The organism is Collimonas sp. GW821-FHT07E08, assembly GCF_059418905.1.
Genome location: NZ_JBWKQR010000023.1, coordinates 18,956 through 39,227 on the forward strand (window position 1 = coordinate 18,956; position 20,272 = coordinate 39,227).

The following is a 20,272-nucleotide window of genomic DNA, read 5'->3' on the forward strand; positions in this document are numbered from 1 at the left end:
TGTACCGGGCCTGGCGTTGAACCTTGCAATGGATACGATGGAAACATTCGACGACGACCTCAGGAATTTCGCAGCGCATGGCGCCGCGCCGCTGCCGGCGGCGGACGACCAGGGCCATGTGATGCGCGACGGCGCGCGCATCTGGTATGCGACCTACGGTTCCGGCCCGCCGGTGATCCTGCTGCACGGCGGCCTTGGCCACAGCGGCAACTGGGGTTACCAGCTGCCGATGCTGGTCGGCTCCGGCCGTAGCGTGGTGCTGATCGACAGCCGCGGCCACGGCCGCAGCACACGCGATTCACGGCCGTTCAGCTATGAGCTGATGGCGTCCGACGTATTGACCGTGATGAACGTCTTGCATATAAAGACAGCGCCGATAGTAGGCTGGAGCGACGGCGCCTGCACCGCACTGGTCCTCGCCATGCAAGCGCCGGCGCGCGTCGCCGGCGTATTTTTCTTCGGCTGCAACATGGATCCGAGCGGCGCCAGGGAATTCCAGCCGACGCCTGTCATCGACCGCTGCTTCAGCCGCCACGCCAAGGACTACGCCCAGCTATCGGCCACGCCGGACCAGTTCGCCGCGTTTGCCGATGCAGTGGGGCTGATGATGAAGACGCAACCCAATTATTCGGCGCGCGACCTGGCTGAAATCCAGGCGCCTGTCGCCGTCGTGCAAAGCGAGCATGATGAATTCATCAAAGCCGAACATGCCGCATATCTCAGCCGCAGCATTCCAGGAGCGGAGCTGATCGTGATGCCGGGCGTCAGCCATTTTGCGCCGCTGCAGCGGCCGCGGCAATTCAATGGTGTAATGCAGGCTTTCATCGAGAAGGTTAGCGCACACCAGGAGCGATGACGATGCAGCAATCGAACTACCTGTTTTTCACCACCGGCTGCGAACAGGCGCTGGCCTTCTATACCGAATGCGGGCTGGGCCAGGTGACCGAAGTCATGTATCACGGCGCCGGCGGCATGCCGCTGAAGAACGAGGCGATGCGCGGCAAGATCATGCATTCCAGGTTCGAGGGACCGGGCGTCCTGTTTTATGCTTCAGACAATGACGACGCCGAACCCATGCGCGGCTCGGCGCACATCCTGATGACCGACAGCCGCGAGCAGACCGACCAGCTGTTCGCGCGTTTGAGCCAAGGCGCAAACGTCACCACGCCGCTTGGCATCCAGCCCTGGGGCGACTACTTCGGCAAGCTGACGGACCGCTTCGGGGTGCAGTGGATGCTTAACTGTCCGATTCGGAGCGATTAGGCGTTCAGCAACCGCCTCAGCGTCGCCACCGTATAGTCGATTTCCTGCGCGGTGGTATAGCGTCCCAATGAAAAGCGGATCGCGCTGCGCGCCAGCGCGTCTGGTCGTCCCAGGCTGGACAGCACATAGGATGGCGCGGCGTTGGCCGAATTGCAGGCGGAGCCGGCCGACACCGCGATGTCCAGCAGCTGCGCCGCGATAGGCGTGCTGCCGGGAATCTCAAAACTCAGGTTCAGGTTGTGCGGCACGCGCTGCTGGCGGTCGCCGTTGAGCACGACCCCGGGGCAATCGCTCAAGCCCTCCCACAAGCGCTCCTGCAAGCTGCGTATCCTGGCGTTTTCGCTGTCCAGCAGCTGCGCCGCCAGGCTGAATGCTTCGCCCATGCCGACGATCTGGTGGGTAGCCAGGGTGCCGGAGCGCATGCCGTTCTCATGGCCGCCGCCGTCGATCTGGGCTTCCAGCTTCAGCGCCGGATCGTGGCGCACGAACAGCGCGCCTATCCCTTTCGGACCGTAGATCTTGTGCGCGCTGAACGACATCAGGTCGGCCTTCAGGCTGCGCAGGTCGATGGCGACCTTGCCGGCCGCTTGCGCCGCGTCGACGTGGAACACGATATCGCGCCCGGCGCAGATTTCTCCCAGCTCGGCAACCGGCTGGATCACGCCGATCTCGTTGTTGACCATCATGACGGAGGCGATGATGGTGTCGCTGCGCAGCGCCGCCTTGAATGTTTCCAGGTCGAGCAGGCCGTTCGGTTGCGGCGCCAGGTAGGTGACTTCAAATCCTTCGCGTTCCAGCGTGCGCATGGTGTCCAGCACCGCCTTGTGCTCGGTGCTCATGGTCACCAGGTGGCGTCCGCGGCCGCTTTCGCGCAAGGCGTGGGCGGCGCCTTTCAGGGCCAGGTTGTTCGATTCGGTAGCGCCGGATGTCCAGACGATTTCGCCGGCCTGGGCGCCCACCAGCGCGGCCACCTGCCTGCGCGCCCGTTCCACGGCGGCCTTGGCTTCCCAGCCGAATGCATGCGAACTGCTGGCCGGGTTGCCGAATTTTTCAGTCAGGTATTCGCACATCTTGGCCGCCACGGCCGGGTCGACCGGCGTGGTCGCTGAATAATCGAGGTAAATGGGGAGCTGCGGGGCTGTTGCAGCGGGGGACTTGTCAGGTACTACGGTGGTACAGGCAGCAGTCATGATGGGAAATCCTGAAATGGTACGAACCATACTTTACGTTAAAAGCATTATTTGAAAAACAAATATTATTTCATTTTGATAGGCGTTTACTGTTGCACCTGTTCTTTTCAGATGGCCGAAAGACAGTATCCGCGTGGATTATTTTTGCATTTGCTTATGCGAAATGATTATACTTAAATCGAATAAATACAATCATATAATTCGATAAACGTATATAGCAAATTACTATGGACCTGAACCAGCTGGAAGCATTTTCGGCAGTCATGACGATCGGCAGCGTGACCGGCGCCGGGCGCAGCCTGGGACGTTCGCAGCCGGCCGTGAGCAAGGCGCTCCAGGACCTGGAAAGCGAGCTCGGCTACGCCTTGTTCGATCGCAACGGGCCGCGCGTTACGCCGACCGACAAGGCTTTCCTGCTGTATGAAGAGGTCGAGCGTTCGCTGGTCGGCCTGCGCACGATACGGGAGCGGGCGCTGGAGATCGGCCGCGACGAACAGCAGCCGATCCACCTGGTGGCGACGCCGGCGCTGGCGTCGACCATAGCGCCGATGGCGCTGAAGCTGGTGGAATCGCAAGGCTTGCCCGAGCATATCCATTTACGCAGCGCCTCCGCCGAACAGGTAGTCCACTCCGTGCTGCACCGGACCGTCAACCTTGGACTGACCAGCCTGCCGGTCGCGCATCGCGGGCTGGACCTGCACTGGATAGGCGAGGCGCCGTGCGTGGCGGTAGTACGGGCCGACAGCGAACTCGCCGGTTGCGACGTGGTCAGCGCCGACATGCTGCGCCGGCAGCGGCTCATCACGATGTCGAACCGCTACCGGCTGCGCCAGCGCATCGACAGCGCGCTCGGCAACGGCGCTGCGCTGGATGTGGCGATAGAAACCAATACGTCGTTCAACGCCATCATGGCCGCGCATGCCGGCCTGGGCGTGGCCCTGGTGGAGCCGATGACCGCGCTCGGCATGCCGATCAGCGGACTGGCGGTGAAGCCGCTGGCAGTGAATATCCCGTTTTATTTCGGCGTCGTGACTCCTTACGGCAAGCCGATCGACGGCGTGACCCAGGCCTTGATCGCCGCGCTGGAAACCGCCTCCAGGAATATCCTGCACGGTTTCGTCAAGCGTGACGCCGGCCAGCACGACGATTTGCTGTAAGCCGCCCGATTAACCCGCACCTGCCGCGAATACCCGATGAACAAACGACATTTACTGTATTTACTGCAATCAGCCAGGCAGGAGGCGCTGCGATGAGCCAACCGATTGCTGCCGCGGATGGCGGGCTGGCGGCGCTGGAAGCGCGCCTGCGGCAGGACCTGGCCTGGCTCGACTTGCCGGCCAAATCCTGGGTGCCGCCCTTGGTGCGCGATGGCCAGCCGGTACTGGAAGTCGCCGTCATCGGCGGCGGCCAGGCGGGCATGGCTGCCGCCGCCTCGCTGAATCACCTGGGCATAGGCGCAGTGATTTTCGACCAGTCGCCAGCCGGCTTCGAGGGACCGTGGGCGACCACGGCGCGCATGGAAACCCTGCGCTCGCCGAAAAAACTCACCGGCCCGGCGCTAGGTTTTGCCGCGCTGACTTTCCGCGCCTGGTACGAAGCCCAGTTCGGGCTGCAGGCTTGGGAATTGCTGGACAAGATCCCGCGCCTGCAATGGATGGATTACCTGCGCTGGTACCGGCGCGTGCTGGCGCTCGATGTGCGCAACCAGCATCGGGTCGAAGCCATACTGCCGCGCGCCGACGGCGTGGTGGAACTGCGCATTGCCGCGGCCGGCGGCGTTTCCACGGTGCTGGCGCGGCGCGTGGTGCTGGCTACCGGGCGCGACGGACTGGGCGGGGCGTACCTGCCGCCGCTGGCCCTGGATTTGCCGCGCCGGCGCTGGGCGCATTCTGCCGACGACCTTGACTACGCCACGCTGGCAGGCCTGCGCGTGGGCGTGATCGGCGCCGGCGCGTCGGCCATGGACAGCGCGGCCACGGCGCTGGAGGCGGGCGCGGCCAGGGTCGACCTGCTGATACGGCGGTCCGGACTGCCGCGCGTCAACAAGGGCAAGGGCGCCGGCAATCCGGGCCTGACCAGCGGCCACCTGTATTTGCCGGATGAATGGAAGTGGCGCATCCGCCACTACATCAACCTCCAGCAAACGCCGCCGCCCAGCGCCAGCGTGCAAAGGGTGTCCGGCTTTCCCAATGCACGCTTCATCTTTGGCGCCGGCATCAGCCATATCGCCGTCGGCGAAACCGGGATGCAGGTGACCACTGCACGCGGCGTGTTCGATCTCGATTTCCTGATTTTTTCCACCGGCTTCCGCATCGACTGGACCGTGCGCCCCGAATTTGCCGCCATCGCGCCGCACATCCGTAGCTGGAGCGAGCGCTATACGCCGCCGCCCGGCGACGAAGATCCGGAACTGGCCGATTCTCCCGACCTGGGAAGCGCCTTCGAATTCCAGCAAAAACAGGAGGGCGGCTTGCCGGGCCTGGAGCGCATCCATTGCTTCTGCTATCCGGCCGCGCTCAGCCACGGCAGCCTGTCCGGCGACATCCCGGCAATCAGCGACGGCGCGCAGCGGCTGGCGCAAGGCATCGCCGCCTTGCTGTATCGCGAAAACATCGACACCCATTACCTCAACATCCAGCAGTACGACGAACCGGAACTGCTGGGCGACGAATGGACGGCAGCCGAACCGGCGCCGGAGGAGCAGCGATGAGCGGCGCGATCTTGCGCAGCGTGCTGCAGGCGCTGATGGTGGTGCTGCTGATGACGGTGATCGTGTTTTTCGGCCTGCACATGATCGGCAATCCGGTCGATATCCTGATCGGCCAGGATGTCGACCAGGTTGACCGCCTGCGCATCATCCACCAGCTCGGGCTGGACCAGCCGATCTGGCGCCAGTACCTGGCTTTCTTGAACGGCGCGCTGCACGGCAACCTGGGCAACAGTTTCGTCTACAACGAACCGGCCATCATGCTGATTTTCCAGCGCCTGCCGGCGACCCTGGAACTGGCGTTCGCGGCGCTGCTGCTGGCGGTGCTTACCGGCATTCCGCTCGGCCTGCTGGCGGGCCTGTTTCCCGACCATCCGCTGTCGAAGCTGGTGATGACCGGCAGCATCCTCGGGTTTTCCTTGCCGACCTTCTGGATCGGCCTGATGCTGATCATGGCCTTCAGCGTGGCGCTGGGCTGGCTGCCTTCCGGCGGCCGCGGCGCGACGGCGACGCTGTTCGGGGTCAAGTGGTCGTGGCTGACGGCCGACGGCTGGCGCCACCTGCTGCTGCCGGCGCTGAACCTGGCGCTGTTCAAGATTTCACTGGTGATCCGGCTGACGCGCGCCAACGTGCGCGAGGTGCTGCCGATGGATTTCGTCAAGTTCGCCCGCGCCAAGGGCCTGTCGCCGCTGCGCGTGGTGCTGATGTATGTGCTGCGCAACACCATGATCCCGCTGGTGACCGTGCTCGGCCTTGAGCTGGGGTCGACCATCGCCTTCGCGGTCGTGACCGAAAGCATCTTCGCCTGGCCCGGCGCCGGCAAGCTGATCCTGGACAGCATCAACGCCCTCGACCGGCCGGTGATCGTGGCGTACATGATGGTGATCGTCTGCCTGTTCGTCACGCTCAACCTGCTGGTCGACGTGCTGTACAAGCTCTTGGACCCGCGCGTGCGGGTGGAGCTCAAGGCATGAGCGCCGCTGGCAAGCAGGCATTGCCGGCAGCGCTGGCCAGGATACAGGCGCCGGCTGTCGCCTTGCCGCGCCGCGAATCGCCCTGGCGCCGCGTCCTGCGCGATTTCCTGGCGTCGAAATCGGCCATGCTGGGGCTGGCGGTGGCGCTGGTCCTGATGGCCGCGGCGCTGGCCGCACCCTGGCTGACGCCGCAAAATCCCTACGACCTGATGCAGCTGGATGTGCTCGATGCGCGCCTGCCGCCAGGCACCGCCAACGGCCTCGGCACATTTACCTACTGGCTGGGCACCGACGGCCAGGGCCGCGACCTGTATTCCGGCATCCTGTACGGCCTGCGCATCAGCGTCGGCATCGGCGTCGGTTCCGCCTTGATCGCCGGCGTGATCGGCACCCTGGCCGGGCTGCTGGCGGCGTATGCCGGCAGCAAGGTCGATGCGCTGCTGATGCGGCTAGCCGACCTGGTGCTGTCGTTCCCGTCGATACTGGTGTCGATGCTGATCCTGGCCTACCTCGGCAAGGGCATCTTCAACGTGATGGCGACGCTGGTGGTGCTGGAGTGGGCCTATTACGCCCGCACCGCGCGCGGCCAGGCGCTGGTCGAGCGGCAAAAGGAATATGTCGAGGCAGCGCGCGGGCTCGGCGTTTCCGGCTGGCGCATCATGGTGCACCATATCCTGCCCAACTGCCTGCCGCCGCTGATCGTGGTCGGCACCTTGCAGATTGCGCGCGCCATCATGCTGGAAGCGACGCTCAGCTTCCTCGGCCTGGGCGTCCCGATCACCCAGCCGTCGCTGGGACTGCTGATCGCCAACGGCTACCAGTACATGCTGGCGGGCGAGTACTGGATCAGTTTTTATCCAGGCATCGCCTTGCTGATCGTGATCGTCGCCATCAACCTGGTGGGCGACCGCCTGCGCGACGTGATGAATCCAAGGTGGCAGAAATGAGCGCGCCGCCGACCCTGGATGTACGCAACCTGTCTACCCATTTCTTCACCCGCGAAGGCGTGCTGCCCGCGGTCGACGATGTTTCGCTGCGCCTGGAGCGCGGCCGGATACTGGGGCTAGTGGGCGAATCGGGCTCGGGCAAGACCGTCACCGGCTTTTCGATACTGGGCTTGCTCGATCCGCCCGGACGGGTGGTCGGCGGCCAGATACTGTTCCAGGGACAGGACCTGCTGGCGCTGGACAAGCGCGCCTTGCGCCAGCTGCAAGGCAACCGCATCGCGATGATTTTCCAGGACCCGATGATGACGCTCAATCCGGTGCTGCGCATCGAGGCGCAAATGATCGACGCCGTGCTGGCGCATAGCAAGGTCGGCCGGGCCCAAGCCAGGGAACTGGCGCGCCAGACCTTGGGCATGATGGGCATCGCCAGTCCCGAAGAACGGCTGCGCGCTTATCCGCACCAGCTGTCGGGCGGCATGCGGCAGCGCGTGGCGATTGCGATCGCCATGCTGCACAAGCCGGACCTGATCATCGCCGATGAGCCGACCACGGCGCTGGACGTGACCATCCAGGCGCAGATTCTGTCCGAAGTGCAGAACCTGGCGCGCCTGCATGGCACGGCGCTGATCTGGATCACGCACGACCTGTCGGTGGTGGCCGGCCTGGCCGACGAAATTGCGGTCATGTATTCGGGCCGCATCGTTGAGCAAGGCAAGGTGTCGGAGGTGCTGGACCGCCCCTTGCATCCTTATACGCAAGGACTGATCGGCAGCTTGCCCAGCAACAACCGGCGCGGCCAGCGTTTGCGCCAGATTCCCGGCATGGCGCCGAACCTGCTGCAGCTGCCGTCCGCCTGCGCGTTTGCCGCCCGCTGCGAACGGGCCAGCGAGCGCTGCCTGCAACGCCCCGAAACCAGCGAGCCGGCCAGCGGCCATCTGCTGCGCTGCTTCCATCCCGCGTTGCCTGCTGCCGCAACGGAGCCGCACCATGGATAAACAAATACCGCTGGCGGAAGCCAGGCAGGTCAGCAAGCGCTTCGGCGAACGCCGGCCGCGCCCGTTTGAAACCTTGCTGCAGGCGCGCGGCTGGATGCGGCCGGCCGCCGTCACCCAGGCGCTGGACGCCGTCGACCTGCAAGTCATGCCGGGCGAAGTGGTCGGCCTGGTCGGCGAATCCGGCTGCGGCAAGTCGACCCTGGGCCGGATCGTCAGCGGCTTGCTGGCGCCGTCGGCAGGGCAGGTGCTGGTTGACGGCGCCGATCGCCACGGCTTGAGCGCGCACGGCGAACACGAGGCCCGGCTGAAGATCCAGATGATTTTCCAGAACCCGTACGCCAGCCTGAATCCGCGGCGGCGGGTCGACCAGATCGTCGGTGAAGCGGCGCTGATCCACGCCAAGGTCGACCGCGCAGGACTGGACGACTACGTGTGCGCCCAGCTGCTGCAGGCCGGCCTCGATCCGCAGCTGCGCGACCGCTATCCGCACCAGTTCAGCGGCGGCCAGCGCCAGCGCATCGGCATCGCCCGCGCGCTGGCGGTGCAGCCGCGGATGCTGGTGTGCGACGAAGCGGTGGCGGCGCTGGACGTATCGATCCAGGCGCAGATGCTGAACCTGTTCATGGATTTGCGCGAGCAGCTGGGATTGGCTTACCTGTTCATCAGCCATGACCTGGGCGTGGTCGAGCATGTCTCGGACCGGGTCGTGATCATGTACCTGGGCCGGATTGTCGAAGCCGCCAGCGTCGACGACCTGTTCGCGCGCCCCAACCATCCTTACACCCAGGCTTTGCTGGCCGAAGTGCCGCGGCTGCAGGCGCGCAACAAGCTGTTCACCGCGATCAAGGGCGAGATTCCCAGCCCTCTGCACCCGCCGTCCGGCTGCCATTTCCATCCGCGCTGTCCGCATGCGATGCAGCGTTGCCGGGAACAGGCGCCGCTATTGAAGGAAATTGCGCCCGGGCAGCGCAGCGCCTGCCATTTGAACGACGCCTGATAGATACCTGAAAACACCAACCGAGGATGATGCAGATGAAAAAACCGCTTCTTTCCAGCTTGCTGGCCTTAACCCTGCTGGGCGCCGCCGCCAGCCAGGCGCAGACGCTGAACGTGGCCTTCGCCGACCCTTTGTCGTCGCTTGATCCGCAACTCAACAACCACGCCGGCGACCGTTCGGTCGACCTGCATTTCTGGGACCTGCTGGTCGAGAACAACTACAACAAGCTGCAGCCGGGCCTGGCTGCGAGCTGGAAGAATGTCGATCCCAAGACCTGGGAGTTCAAGCTGCGCAACAATGTCAAATGGCAGGACGGCACGCCGTTCACCGCTGCCGACGTGATTTTTTCCTACCAGCGCGCGCGCAGCGTGCCGGGCAGCGTGGCGACTTTCGCCGGTTACCTGCGCACGGTCGAATCGGTGAGCGCCAAGGATCCGCTGACGCTGGTGGTCAAGACCAATATCCCGAATCCCGACCTGCCGCTGAACCTGGCCTCGGTCCATATCGTCAGCAAGCATGTCGGGGAAAAATCGAGCACCGAAAACTACAACAGCGGCGCCGCGGTAATCGGCACCGGCCCCTACAAGTTCGTCGCCTATACGCCGGGCGACCGTGTGGTCATGGAGCGCAGCAACGACTATTGGGGCCCAAAGCCGGTATGGGACAAGGTCAATTACCGCTACATCAATAACGCCGCAGCCCGCACGGCGGCCTTGCTGTCCGGCGATGTCGACGTGATCGACAAGGTTTCGGTGTCCGACCTGGCCCGGCTCAAGCAGTCGCCCAACGTCAAGGTTTTCCCGTACAACGGCTTGCGCGTGCTGTTGCTGCAGCCGAGCTTCCACCAGGGCGTCAGCCAGTACATCACAGACAACGGCGGCAAGCCGCTGGAAAAGAATCCGCTGCTCGACGTCCGCGTGCGCCAGGCGCTGTCGCTGGCGATCAACCGCAAGGCGCTGGTGGACCGCATCCTGCAAGGCGCGGCGACCGAAGCCAACCAATGGATGCCGGCCGATACCTTCGGCTACAACCCGGACATCAAGAATATTCCCAACGACGTCAGCCAGGCCAAGAAGCTGCTGGCCGACGCCGGTTTTCCGCAAGGCTTCAAGCTGACCATCCATGTGCCTAACGACCGCTATCCGCAGGCGCCGGAAACCGCCCAGGCTGTCGCCCAGTTCTGGACCCGCATCGGCGTCAAGACCCAGGTCGAAGTGGTGCCTTGGGCCTCTTATTCAGCGCGCGCCAACAAGAACGAATTTGCGGTCAGCATGCTGGCATGGGGCAACGGCACCGGCGAGGCGAGTTATGCGCTGGTGAACGTGCTGGCTACCGTGGACGCCAAAAAAGGATTGGGCGCATCGAACTGGGGGCACTACAGCAATCCCGCGGTGGACAAGGCGCTGGCCGATTCCACCGCTGAATTCGACGCCGCCAAGCGCGAAGCGATCCTGCGCCAGTCGGCCAAGGTGGTTTCCGACGACGCCGGCGTGATCCCGCTGTATCACTACCAGAACATCTGGGCCGCAAAAAAGGGTTTAAAAGTCACGCCGGTCAGCAGCGACCGCACCACCGCCATGATGGTGACCCAGGATGGCAAGAAATAAGATGCCAGGCCGATTGTTGCGGCAGGCAGAGGAGGGCGGCGATGGCAACGCTTGACATCAGCGTCAGTCCGGCCGACGACCTGATTGACGTCGAGCGCCGCATCGTGGTGCGCGGCGCGGCTCCCGGCGAGCTGGTGGAAATCGGCAGCCGTACGCTGCGCGCCGGCGTCGCCTGGCGCAGCCGCGCCTGTTTTGTGGCGGATGCGCATGGACAGCTGGACTTGACGCTGGCCGCGGCGGTGGACGGCGATTATGCCGGTGTTTCGCCGATGGGCCTGCTGTGGTCGCAGGCGCCGGAGCAGGCCGGCCGGCGCGAGCTGTTCAACGCCAGCGTGGAGCAACCGCTGGCGACCGAACTGACTGCCATGGCGGCTGGCGCCAGCGCTTCCGCCACGCTGCTGCAACGCCTGTGCCGGGAAGGCGTGACGCGCAAGCCCGTGTGCGAGCAGGGCCTGGTCGGCACGCTGTTCCTGCCGGCCGGCGCCGGTCCGCACCCGGCGGTGATGGTGCTCAACGGCTCCGGCGGCGGCATCAACGAGGCGCGTGCCGCGCTGTATGCGTCGCGCGGTTATGCCGCGCTGGCGCTGGCGTATTTCAAGGCGCCCGGCTTGCCGGACTATATCTCCAACACGCCGCTGGAATATTTCCAGACCGGGCTCGACTGGATGCGGCGCGAGCTGAAACCGCAAGCAGGTTTCATCGCCCTCAGCGGCCAGTCGCGCGGCGGCGAACTGGTGCTGCTGCTTGGCGCCACCTTCCCGCAACAGGTGTCGGCGCTGCTGGCTTACGTGCCGAGCGCACTGGTGCACAGCGCCCAAAACGCCGCCGATCCCGCCATCGGCCGCGAAGGGCCGACCTGGCTGCTGAACGGCCAGCCCTTGCCGCATCAATGGGAAAACAACCGCACAGCCAGCTGGCAACCGTTCGACCAGGGGCCGCCGCCGCACCGCCACGCGCTGGCCATGCTGACCGCCTTGCAAGACCAGGACGCGGTGCGGCGGGCGCGTATCCCGGTGGAAAAAATCCAGGCCCCGGTATTGCTGCTGTCGGCCAGCGACGACGGCTCCTGGCCGTCCAGCCTGTATTCCAGGATGGTCCGCGACAAACTCAGGGAAGCTGGCCATCCGTATCCGGTCGAATGGCAGGATTACCAGGACGCCGGCCACGCCATCCTGTTCCCGTACGTTCCCACCACCCAGCTCAGCTACGCCCATCCGGTATCCGGACGCATCAGCACCGGCGGCGGCCAGCCGGCAGCCAATGCCCACGCCGACCGCCATTCCTGGCAACAGGCGCTGGCTTTCCTGCATCAGGCTGTGGCGGCACATCTATCTAAAAAGGAAATCTCATGACAACCCAAACCCATGGCGTCGAAAACGATGTCGTCGACCGGCTGGCCGGCCTGCAGCCCGGCGCAAGCACTTATGCCTTGCGCCACCAGCGCGAGAAAGTGGTGGCCGCGACGCAGGGCAGCTACGACACGCTGTTCGATCCGACCTTGGCCGGCATCAGCCTGGATGAACGCCTGCTGGTGGCGCTGTACGCCTGCCGCCTGAGCGCCGCGCACGACCTGGCGGCCCACTACCGTCAACGACTGGAAGCACTGGCAGTGGATGCCGGACAGCTGCAGATCGCTGCCGGAGGGGCGCCGGAACAATTGCCGGACGGTCGCCTGCGCGCCATGCTGACCTATGCGCGGGCCCTGACCCAGCGCCCGGTCGAGGGCGACAAACAGGCCTTGCACAGCCTGCCGGCCGCCGGCATCAGCACACCGGCGGTGGTGGCGCTGTCGCAGCTGATCGCGTTCATCTCGTACCAGGTAAGGCTGGTTGCCGGCCTGAAGGCAATCGAACAGGCCGGCTTATCGGCAAACAAGGAGCCGGCATGAGCAATATCGTCAAATCGCAAGGCTTCACCAATGAAGTGCTGGAGTGGAGCGCATGGCTGGACGTGATCGACATCGGCCACGCCACCGAAGACCAGCTCAAGGTGCTGGAAGAAAGCCATCCCAAGGCCAAGGTGTCGGACTATTACCTGTTCCTCGGCCACCAGCCGGACATCCTGCGCCAGCGTTCGGCGGCGTTCAACGCCATCATGTACGCGCCGGGAGGCATGTCGCGCGCAGAGCGCGAACTGGGAGCAATGGTGGTGTCGCGCATCAACGGCTGCGTGTATTGCGCCTCGGTGCACGCCCAGCGCTTCGAACAGCTGGCCAAGCGCAACGACACCGTGCAGCAGGTATTCGACGATCCCTACCAGGCCGGCATCAACGCACGCGAGCAGGCCATCTCGAAATTCTCCGCCGAACTCACCGATGCGCCGGCTGAACTGAGTGCCGCCAGCATCCAGGCGTTGAAAAAGGTGGGGTTAAATGAATTGGAGATTCTCGACCTGATTCATTCGGTGGCGATCTTTGCCTGGGCGAACAGGTTGATGCTTAATCTTGGGGAGCCGGTATTTCCTGTCGGAGATGCTGCGTGAGGATAAAGGAATCAGCAATGCCGAGGTTTTGATCCCGATCCTTCAACAAGATATTAAAAACAATTGCGGCCCCGGCCCGAGCTAGCCGCCGGCCGCGATCAGGCAGCCTCCGCCGCTTCATGATATTCAACCGCCAAGCCATCCGGATTGCGGGCCGTGAGATGACGCCCGCCGAGCGTCGCGTGCGGTCCGTGGAGGATGAAAGCAATCGTGCTTTCCAGCTGGCCGGGTTCGACATACAGACGAAAAGCCTGGTTGACTGTGCCCATGGCCTCATCCCTCGTGCTGCATGGTGATGCATTCGAAATTGCCGGCCGTGGCGGCTGCTTCCATCGCTGCCGGCAGCGCGCTTAGCGGATAGGACAGCGGACGGATCGCGTTCATGTCGAGCTGGCTGCTGCGCGCCAGGTCGAGCAGGCGAGCGCAGGCATCGCGCGGATACATGAACTGGCCCATGATTTCCCAGCTGTTCAGCATGACCTCGAGATAGGGAATCGGCAGCGGCACTGTCATGCTGCCCATCAGCACCAGCCGTCCGCCATGCCGCAAGCTGCGCAGGGCGGCCAGCGTCATGTTGGGGTCGCCGGCGTTGCCGACCATGTCGAAAGCCATGTGCGCGCCGCCGTTGGCTGCTGCGCGGATGTTGTCGGCATCGGTCTCGGCGTCGCCGCTGGCCGTTACCGGCACCACGCGTCCTTGTCCGATTGCTGCGACGGCCTCGAGGGCCTTGGCGTTGCGGCCGACGGCGACGATGCGGCCGGCGCCCATTGCCAGGGCGAGGATCACTGCGGCCGTGCCGTAAGCGCCGGTGGCGCCGGAAACGACCAGTGTTTCGCCGGCGGCGAGCCGTCCGCGCAGCAGCCCGCCGTACGGGACGATGTAACGCATGGACGCGGCCAGCCTGGCGTCATCCAGCTGCGGCAGGCCGTCGGCAGGCGTCACTGCGGCGGCTGGATACGATGCATATTCGGCCAAGGTGCCGTCGGGCCAGTCTGCCTGGACCTGTTTGGCGGCGGCGCCGATGGCAGTGATGCCGATCAGTATTTGCGCCGGATCCGGGACGTTTTCCTGGGCGGTGAAATGCGATGAGAGGACCACGCGCTGGCCGGGTTTCAGGTGCCAGACATCGCGGCCGACCGCATGGATCACGCCGACGCCGTTCCCGCCCGGGATGAAGCTGCGGCCCGGCGGATCGTAGATAGGCAGCTTGCCTTCGACGTAATCCTTCATGTAAGACATCAGCGAGGACGCCGTCATCTTCACCACCACGCCGCCGGCGCGCGGCTCGGGAATCGGGATGTCGTTCAAGCTGAGTGCGCCGCCCAACCGTTCAAGTTGCCAAGCTTTCATGATCAATTGCTCCTGTCCTGATGTGGTTTTTATTCAAAAGAAACCTGCGGCTTGCTTCAAAGAACGTATTTGCCGTCGCGTTGAATACATCATCGCAGCTGAAAACCTGTTTGTGTATAATCAAAACAGCGTATTTATTATTAGATCGTACAATTATGGATGCTCTTTCAGACGTTCTTTCAATGCTCCGCGTCAGCAGCGCGTTGTCTTCACGCTTTGAAGGACAGGGCGCATGGGCCTTCCGTTTCCCGTCGTACAAGCACATCAAGTTCGGCGGCGTGCTGTCCGGCCGCCTGTATCTCTGGATCGACGGCGACGCTGCGCCGCTGCTGTTTGAGGAAGGCGATTTCTACATGCTCACCGACGGCCGTCCGTTCCGCACCGCCAGCGATCCGGCGCTGCCGCCGATGGACGGGCCGTCGAGCTACGACGCCGCGCGCAGCAAGGACGGCATCGTGCGCTACCAGGGCATGGCCAGCCCGGAACAGGTGATCCTGGCGGGCGGCCTGTTCACCTTCGAGAGCGATGTGACGGACATCCTGCTGCGGCACCTGCCGCCGCTGATACACCTGCGCAGCGCGGATTACGGGTCGCATCCGCTGGCGCGGGTGCTGGAACTGCTGAGGTGGGAAACCCGCGAACTGCAGTCAGGCGCCGATGTCGCCCGAAGCAGCCTGGCGGCGCTGGTCCTGGTGCACGCGCTGCGCGCTTACCTGGAAGCCAGCCAGCAGCCGGGCGGCTGGCTGGGGGCCTTGTCCGATCCCAAGATAGGCAGCGCATTGACGATGATGCATGCGCAGCCCGGCGAGCGCTGGACCATCGAGAGCCTGGCGCATGCGGTCGGCATGTCGCGCACGGCGTTTGCCACGCGCTTCCGCGCCAAGGTCGGCAATACGCCGCTGGAATACCTCAACCAGTGGCGCATGACCATCGCCCGCACCGCGCTGAAGCACTCCGCCGAACCGTTGACGGACATCGCCGCGCGCGTCGGCTACCTGTCGGATACTGCTTTCAGCATTGCCTTCAAGCGCTGGACCGGGCAAAGCCCGGGACGTTTTCGGAGCGAAAGCCGGCTGGCGGTTGAGGACTGAGCGCTGCTCCGGCAGCTTCGCCGGCTGCGTGCTATCGTGTCCAGCACACGTTTAACGCAAGCCACAGGAAAGGATTAGCGCCATGACTGAAAAACCGATAAAGATCCCGGGCCCGGACCATCCGATCACGGTGACGCCGAACCTGGCGCGGGTCCGCGTCACCGTCGCCGGGCGCGTCGTCGCCGACACCGGCAAGGCGTTGACGCTGCGCGAGGCAGCATATCCGGCGGTGCAATATATCCCGCGCCAGGACGTCGACATGTCCCAGTTGGCGCCCAGCACGCATACCACCTACTGTCCTTATAAAGGGGAATGCTCTTATTACAGCATTCCCGCCGGCGGCGACCGTAGCGTGAACAGCGTCTGGAGTTATGAAGCGCCTTATGCGGCGGTGGCCGGGATCAAGGATCACCTGGCGTTTTACCCGGACCGCGTCGACGCCATCGAAGAATATCCGGCAGGCTAGGGCATTTGCGCGGCGCGCGCCAGCTGCGACAGCCGGCGCACCAAGGGTTCGAACAGCTCGGCGGAAGTGTTGCCGTAGCCTAGCACCAGGCCGTTGTCTTCCGGCCTGGGCTGCAGCGCGAAACCCGACAGCGGGTAGGGCGAAATGCCATAACGACGCGCGGCCGCGGCGATCTTGCGGTCTGGAAAGCTGGCCGGCAGCCGCACCGTCAGGTGCAATCCGCAGTGGCCGCCTTCGATCATGTGCGGTACCTGCAGGTGGCGTGCGATGGCTTCGCGCAGCGCCTGCTGGCGATCGCGGTACAGGCGCCGCATGCGTCCCAGGTGGCGGCTGAACTGGCCGCTTTCGATGAACTCGGACAGCGCCAGCTGTTCGTAGCGGTGGCCGCCGCGCAGCATTTCTTCCAGCGGCGTCTGCATCTCGGCCAGCAGCGCCGCCGGCAGCACCAGGAATCCCAGCCGCAGCGAGGGGAACATGGTCTTGCTGAAGGTTCCCACATACAGCACCGGCGCCTGCGCCACCAGTCCCTGCATGGCGCCGATGGATTCGCCGGCGTGGCGGAATTCGCTGTCGTAATCGTCCTCGATGATCCACGCGCCATGGCGCCGCGCCTGCGCGATCAGCTCCAGGCGCCGGGCAACCGTCAGCACCGCGCCCGCCGGGTATTGATGCGAAGGCGTGGTGTAGACCAGGCGCGGCGGGGATTTCCAGTCGTCTTCCGTTGCGATCACGCCGTCGCCGTCGATGCGCAGCGGCGCGATGTGCAAGTCGCCGGCATGCATGGCCGCTTTTGCGCCGCGATAACCGGGATCCTCGACCCAGGCCGTGTCGCCGGGATTGGTCAGCAGCCGCACGCACAGCGCCAGCGCTTCCTGCGCGCCTTCGGTAATGATGACTTGCTCCGCTTCGCAGCGCACGCCGCGGGCGATGCCGAGATGGCGGGCGATGGAAGCGCGCAGCGCCGGTTCGCCCAGCGGGTCGCCGTAACCCAGGGCCGACGGCCCGCTGCGGCGGATCGCGCGGTCGACGGCGCGGCGCCAGGCCGCTAATGGAAAATGGGACAAGGCTGGAACGCCGGGGCGCAGTGTTGCGCTGGCGTCGGTGCGCGGCGGGCTGGCGGGGATGCGGTTCAGGCGCAGTGCTACGGCAGGGGCAGGCGATGCGCCGCGCTGCAGATGCCGATGCGGCGGCGCCGGGCGCGATAGCGTCGCCACCCTGGTGCCCTGGCGGTCGGGCGCGACATAACCTTCGGCGGCGAGCAAGTCGTAGGCGGCGGTCACGGTATTGCGCGAGATCGACAGCGCTTCGGCCAGGGCGCGCGAGCCTGGCAGGCGGCTGCCGGGGGCAAGCCGGCCGTCCAGGATCGCTTCCTTGATGCGATGATGCAGCTGGCGCTGCATCGGCGTTGCGCCGCTGCCTTTGTCCAGCGGGGCTTCGAGCAGGGCTTGCGGCAGGCGGGCGGGGGCGGTCGTCATGGGAGTGTCAGCGTGGCACCATGAAATATGTGGGATGTGGATCTTTTTCCAGGGCCACGAAAGGCTTACTTTAGCACATGCCCGGCGCATGCCGGGCCTCATCCAGCAAGGAATCTTCTATGCCCAGCATTTTGAATACGTACCAGCAGCCGATCGGCGAACCCTTGCCAGGCTGGACTGCCCGTGCGCGTCCCCCGCACAGCGCCGCCATCGAAGGACGCTACTGCCGCCTCGAGCCGCTGGATGCGCAACGCCATGCCGCCGACCTGTATGCCGCCTACAGCCAGGCGGCGGACGGCCGCGACTGGACCTACATGTCGGTCGGCCCGTTCGCCGATGCCGCCGGCTACCGCAGCTATGCCGAGCAGGCCGCCGCCGGCAGCGATCCTCTGCACTATGCGGTGATCGAGCGCAAGACGGGAAAGGCGGTCGGCACCCTGGCCCTGATGCGGATCGACCCGGCCAATGGTGTCGTCGAAGTCGGCTTTGTGGCGTTTTCACCGTTGCTGAAGCGCACGCCGGTGTCGACCGAGGCCCAGTACCTGCTGATGCGGCACGCCTTCGACGACCTCGGCTACCGGCGCTACGAATGGAAATGCGACAGCCTCAACGCGCCGTCGCGCCAGGCGGCCGCGCGCCTCGGTTTCCAGTTCGAGGGCATATTCCGCCAGGCCATCGTCTACAAGGGCCGCTCGCGCGATACTGCGTGGTTCTCGATCGTCGACGGCGAGTGGCCGGAACTGCGCGCGGCTTTTGAACAATGGCTGGCGCCCGGCAACTTCGACGGGCAAGGGCAGCAGCGGGCTTCGCTGACGGCGTTGCGCAAGCCCAGGCCGGCAGCGGCTTAGTTCGCGCTTTTCTGCTTCCATCCACTATAGAATGTGGTGCACGGCCCTGGCATCGCTGCGCTGCCGGGCCGCAGCTGACAATGCCCCTTTCCCCAGCACTGGAGACCTGCACATGAAATCGAATCCCCTGGCCAAGTCGCTGCTTGCGGCCGCATTCGCCCTTTGTTATGCCTGCACCCAGGCCGCCTCGCTGGCGCCGGCGGCGGCCGAGAACGGCATGGTCGTCACGGCCCAGCACCTTGCCACCCGTATCGGCGTCGACGTCCTCAAGGACGGCGGCAATGCGGTCGATGCCGCAGTGGCGGTCGGTTATGCGCTGGCGGTGGTGTATCCGGCCGCCGGCAACATCGGCGGCGGCGGTTTCATGACCATCCAGCTGGCCGACGGCCGCAAGACTTTCCTCGATTTCCGCGAAAAGGCGCCGCTGGCGGCCACCGCCAGCATGTATCTGGACCAGAACGGCAACGTGGTTCCCAACCTGAGCACCAAGGGCCACCTGGCGGTCGGGGTGCCGGGCACGGTGTCCGGCATGGAACTGGCGTTGAGCAAATACGGCACGATGAAGCGCGCCGCGGTGATCGCGCCGGCCATCAAGTACGCTGAAGACGGCTTCGTGCTGGACCAGGGCGATGTCGACATGCTGGACACCGCAACCGCTGCCTTCAAGAAAGATGCGGCCGACTCGGGCGCCATCTTCCTCAACAAAGGCGAGCCGTTCCGCGTCGGCCAGAAACTGGTGCAAAAGGACCTGGCCAAGACCTTGCGCGAAATCAGCGCCAAGGGCAGCGACGGCTTCTACAAAGGCTGGGTGGCGCAAGCCATCGTCGCTTCCAGCCAGGCCGGCAAGGGCATCCTCACCCAGCCTGACCTCGACCAGTACAAAACCCGCGAACTGGCGCCGGTCGAATGCGATTACCGCGGCTACCACGTAGTCTCGGCGCCGCCGCCCAGCTCGGGCGGCGTGGTCATCTGCGAGATCATGAATATCCTCGAGGGCTACCCGATGCAAAACCTCGGCTTCCGCTCAGCGCAGGCGATGCACTACCAGATCGAGGCCATGCGCCACGCCTATGTCGACCGCAACAGCTACCTGGGCGATCCCGACTACGTGAAGAATCCGCTGGCGCGCTTGCTCGACAAGGATTATGCGGCAAAGATCCGCGCCGCCATCGATCCGCACAAGGCCGGTATATCGCAGGACATCAAGCCCGGGGTGGCGCCGCATGAAGGCAGCAACACCACGCACTATTCGATCGTCGACAAATGGGGCAACGCGGTGTCGGTCACCTACACGCTGAACGACTGGTTCGGCGCCGGCGTCATGGCCAGCAAGACCGGCATCATGCTCAACGATGAAATGGACGATTTCACAGCCAAGATCGGCGTGCCCAACATGTACGGCCTGGTGCAGGGCGAGGCCAACGCCATCGCTCCCGGCAAACGTCCGCTGTCGTCGATGAGCCCGACCATCGTCACCAAGGACGGCAAGACGGTAATGGTGGTCGGCACGCCTGGCGGCAGCCGCATCATCACGGCGACCCTGCTGACCATGCTGAACATGATCGACTACGGCATGAACCTGCAGGAGGCGGTCGATGCGCCGCGCTTCCACCAGCAGTGGCTGCCGGAAGCCACCAATCTCGAACCGTTCACGCTCAGCCCCGATACCCAGAAAATCCTCGAAGGCTGGGGCCAGAAGTTCACCGTGCCGCAACCGTTCAACCATGTCGCCGCCATACTGGTCGGGGCGCCATCGCTGGGCGGCAAGCCGGTTGGCAAGAACCGTTTCTACGGCGCGAACGATCCGCGCCGCAACTCGGGACTGGCGCTGGGCTATTGATTGATTAACGCGCAGCCCCGGCCTGGGGCTGCCTTTGCAGG

19 protein-coding genes and 1 pseudogene are annotated in these 20,272 nt (G+C 64.8%); 16 read left to right on the plus strand and 4 right to left on the minus strand.

What is annotated here, in order from left to right:
- The first annotated feature begins 37 nt into the window (after positions 1–37).
- A complete protein-coding gene (locus AC07RZ_RS22470) occupies positions 38–856 on the plus strand; it encodes an alpha/beta fold hydrolase (protein ID WP_494669668.1) in 819 nt (272 codons plus the stop codon).
- 2 nt (positions 857–858) lie between these two features.
- A complete protein-coding gene (locus AC07RZ_RS22475) occupies positions 859–1,263 on the plus strand; it encodes a VOC family protein (RefSeq protein WP_342829588.1) in 405 nt (134 codons plus the stop codon).
- On the opposite strand, the gene AC07RZ_RS22480 is transcribed toward AC07RZ_RS22475, so the two are convergent.
- Positions 1,260–2,453: an IscS subfamily cysteine desulfurase gene (locus tag AC07RZ_RS22480; protein WP_494669642.1), complete on the minus strand. Its 1,194-nt coding sequence runs from the start codon at positions 2,451–2,453 to the stop codon at positions 1,260–1,262. The two genes, AC07RZ_RS22475 and AC07RZ_RS22480, sit on opposite strands and share 4 nt — an antisense overlap.
- Positions 2,454–2,680: 227 nt before the next feature.
- On the opposite strand from AC07RZ_RS22480, the gene AC07RZ_RS22485 reads away from it, so the two are divergent.
- From AC07RZ_RS22485 to AC07RZ_RS22530, 10 genes are all read left to right on the plus strand, one after another.
- Positions 2,681–3,610 carry a LysR family transcriptional regulator gene (locus AC07RZ_RS22485; RefSeq protein WP_144737553.1) on the plus strand — a complete coding sequence of 310 codons (930 nt, stop codon included), beginning with the start codon at positions 2,681–2,683 and terminating at the stop codon, positions 3,608–3,610.
- A 92-nt stretch (positions 3,611–3,702) separates the two neighbouring features.
- Complete coding sequence (locus tag AC07RZ_RS22490; RefSeq protein WP_494669643.1) at positions 3,703–5,163, plus strand: NAD(P)-binding domain-containing protein; 1,461 nt, start codon at positions 3,703–3,705, stop codon at positions 5,161–5,163.
- Entirely contained in the window at positions 5,160–6,134 is a 975-nt protein-coding gene (locus tag AC07RZ_RS22495; RefSeq protein ID WP_494669644.1) for an ABC transporter permease, read from the plus strand. Before AC07RZ_RS22490 ends, AC07RZ_RS22495 begins: the two co-directional genes overlap by 4 nt.
- The gene (locus AC07RZ_RS22500; RefSeq protein ID WP_494669645.1) at positions 6,131–7,081 is read left to right on the plus strand and encodes an ABC transporter permease; all 951 of its coding nucleotides are present in this window, start codon (positions 6,131–6,133) and stop codon (positions 7,079–7,081) included. The genes AC07RZ_RS22495 and AC07RZ_RS22500 overlap by 4 nt, the downstream gene beginning before the upstream one ends.
- On the plus strand, positions 7,078–8,076 hold the full coding sequence (locus AC07RZ_RS22505) for an ABC transporter ATP-binding protein (RefSeq protein ID WP_494669669.1): 999 nt from the start codon (positions 7,078–7,080) through the stop codon (positions 8,074–8,076). The genes AC07RZ_RS22500 and AC07RZ_RS22505 overlap by 4 nt, the downstream gene beginning before the upstream one ends.
- The gene (locus tag AC07RZ_RS22510; protein ID WP_494669646.1) at positions 8,069–9,073 is read left to right on the plus strand and encodes an ABC transporter ATP-binding protein; all 1,005 of its coding nucleotides are present in this window, start codon (positions 8,069–8,071) and stop codon (positions 9,071–9,073) included. Before AC07RZ_RS22505 ends, AC07RZ_RS22510 begins: the two co-directional genes overlap by 8 nt.
- 35 nt (positions 9,074–9,108) lie before the next feature.
- Complete coding sequence (locus tag AC07RZ_RS22515) at positions 9,109–10,680, plus strand: ABC transporter substrate-binding protein (protein ID WP_494669647.1); 1,572 nt, start codon at positions 9,109–9,111, stop codon at positions 10,678–10,680.
- A gap of 41 nt (positions 10,681–10,721) precedes the next feature.
- A complete protein-coding gene (locus tag AC07RZ_RS22520) occupies positions 10,722–12,032 on the plus strand; it encodes an acyl-CoA thioesterase/bile acid-CoA:amino acid N-acyltransferase family protein (protein ID WP_494669648.1) in 1,311 nt (436 codons plus the stop codon).
- Positions 12,029–12,568 carry a CMD domain protein gene (locus AC07RZ_RS22525; RefSeq protein ID WP_494669649.1) on the plus strand — a complete coding sequence of 180 codons (540 nt, stop codon included), beginning with the start codon at positions 12,029–12,031 and terminating at the stop codon, positions 12,566–12,568. Before AC07RZ_RS22520 ends, AC07RZ_RS22525 begins: the two co-directional genes overlap by 4 nt.
- On the plus strand, positions 12,565–13,161 hold the full coding sequence (locus AC07RZ_RS22530) for a peroxidase-related enzyme (RefSeq protein ID WP_494669650.1): 597 nt from the start codon (positions 12,565–12,567) through the stop codon (positions 13,159–13,161). The genes AC07RZ_RS22525 and AC07RZ_RS22530 overlap by 4 nt, the downstream gene beginning before the upstream one ends.
- 98 nt (positions 13,162–13,259) lie before the next feature.
- Here the strand turns inward: AC07RZ_RS22530 and AC07RZ_RS22535 are convergent, their stop codons facing one another.
- Positions 13,260–13,430 carry a hypothetical protein gene (locus AC07RZ_RS22535; protein WP_494669651.1) on the minus strand — a complete coding sequence of 57 codons (171 nt, stop codon included), beginning with the start codon at positions 13,428–13,430 and terminating at the stop codon, positions 13,260–13,262.
- A gap of 4 nt (positions 13,431–13,434) precedes the next feature.
- Complete coding sequence (locus AC07RZ_RS22540; protein WP_494669652.1) at positions 13,435–14,511, minus strand: quinone oxidoreductase family protein; 1,077 nt, start codon at positions 14,509–14,511, stop codon at positions 13,435–13,437.
- Between the two features lie 155 nt (positions 14,512–14,666).
- On the opposite strand from AC07RZ_RS22540, the gene AC07RZ_RS22545 reads away from it, so the two are divergent.
- Both AC07RZ_RS22545 and AC07RZ_RS22550 read left to right on the plus strand, forming a co-directional pair.
- The gene (locus tag AC07RZ_RS22545; protein WP_494669653.1) at positions 14,667–15,602 is read left to right on the plus strand and encodes an AraC family transcriptional regulator; all 936 of its coding nucleotides are present in this window, start codon (positions 14,667–14,669) and stop codon (positions 15,600–15,602) included.
- 82 nt (positions 15,603–15,684) lie between these two features.
- Positions 15,685–16,068, plus strand: coding sequence for a DUF427 domain-containing protein (locus tag AC07RZ_RS22550; protein ID WP_494669654.1), 384 nt, complete (start codon positions 15,685–15,687; stop codon positions 16,066–16,068).
- Here AC07RZ_RS22550 and pdxR read toward each other — a convergent pair.
- Positions 16,065–17,543, minus strand: a complete 1,479-nt coding sequence (pdxR, locus tag AC07RZ_RS22555; RefSeq protein WP_494669655.1) for a MocR-like pyridoxine biosynthesis transcription factor PdxR — start codon at positions 17,541–17,543, stop codon at positions 16,065–16,067. The genes AC07RZ_RS22550 and pdxR overlap by 4 nt on opposite strands.
- Before the next feature lie 119 nt (positions 17,544–17,662).
- Between pdxR and AC07RZ_RS22560 the strand changes: the two are divergent.
- Positions 17,663–18,382: pseudogene (locus AC07RZ_RS22560) on the plus strand (GNAT family N-acetyltransferase); the annotation flags it as partial.
- Positions 18,383–18,608: 226 nt separating this feature from the next.
- The gene (gene ggt, locus AC07RZ_RS22565; RefSeq protein ID WP_494669670.1) at positions 18,609–20,231 is read left to right on the plus strand and encodes a gamma-glutamyltransferase; all 1,623 of its coding nucleotides are present in this window, start codon (positions 18,609–18,611) and stop codon (positions 20,229–20,231) included.
- The last annotated feature ends 41 nt before the right edge of the window (positions 20,232–20,272 follow it).